Below are 1,211 nucleotides of genomic sequence, written 5' to 3'. Positions count from 1 at the left end.
GACCGTTCGGAGCCGTCAGACCATTCGACGCACCATCCTGGTTCACCGCGGAGCCACGTACGACCGCGAGGACGCGGTGGCCGTTGCGCCGCGCGTCGGAGAGCCGCTCCAGGAGCAGCATGCCGACGCCCTCGCCCCAGCCGGTGCCGTCGGCCCCGGCAGCGAACGACTTGCAGCGACCGTCAGCAGCGAGACCACGCTGACGCGAGAACTCGATGAAGCTGCCGGGCGTGGCCATGACGCTCGCGCCGCCGGCCAGCGCCATCGAGCACTCGCCCGACCGCAGCACCTGCGCCGCGAGGTGCAGGGCGACCAAGGATGACGAGCACGCCGTGTCCACGGTCATCGCGGGACCCTCAAGGCCCAGCGTGTAGGAGACACGTCCGGATACGACACTGCCCGAGGTGCCTGTCGCGAGGTATCCCTCGACACCCTCGGGGACGGTGGCCAGTTGCGCCACGTAGTCGTGGTACATCAGTCCCGCGAAGACGCCGGTGCTGCTGCCGCGCAGCGAGGCCGGGTCGATACCCGCCGACTCGATGGCCTCCCAGGCCCCTTCGAGCAGGAGCCGCTGCTGCGGGTCCATTGCCAGCGCCTCACGCGGCGAGATACCGAAGAAGCCGGGGTCGAACTCGGCAGCGTCGTGCAGGAATCCGCCCTCGCGGGTGAACGACGTTCCCGGACGGTCCGGGTCGGGGTCGTACAGCGCCTCCACGTCCCAGTTGCGGTCCGTGGGCAGTCCGGTGATTCCCTCGCCACCGGTGGCCACCAGGTCCCAGAGCTTGTCCGGCGATTCGGCGCCGCCGGGGAACCGGCAGCTCATACCGACGATGACGACCGGGTCGTCCGCCGTGTCGACGGCCGCGGGAGCCGACGGCACGACTGTCGCCGCCTGGTCGCCGACGATCTCAGTGCGGATGTGATCAGCCATCGCGACCGGTGTCGGATAGTCGAACACGAGGGTGGCCGGCAGGCGCAGCCCGGAGGCCCCGCTCATTCGGTTGCGGAGTTCGATGGCCGTGAGCGAGTCGAAACCCAGCTCGGTGAAAACCCGCTGGGGCTGCACGGCGTCGCCCGAGGCATGGCCGAGCACGGCGGCAGCCTCCGCACGAACGAGATCCAGCACGAGGTCACGTTGTTCGGTTTCGGGGAGTGGGAGGAGCGTACGCGCGAAGGACTCGGACTGGTCCGCACCCGACTCCGCCACCCGC

At 70.0% G+C, this 1,211-nt stretch carries 1 pseudogene; it reads right to left on the bottom strand.

The features are described 5' to 3' along the window. Positions 1 to 1,204 (bottom strand): annotated as a pseudogene (locus ABEA26_RS35990) (acyl carrier protein); the annotation flags it as partial. Positions 1,205 to 1,211: the final 7 nt, after the last annotated feature.

This window comes from Streptomyces marokkonensis (assembly GCF_039539045.1).
In the GTDB taxonomy this organism is placed as follows: Bacteria; Actinomycetota; Actinomycetes; order Streptomycetales; family Streptomycetaceae; genus Streptomyces; species Streptomyces marokkonensis.
This window is presented reverse-complemented; position numbering and strand designations above follow the sequence as displayed.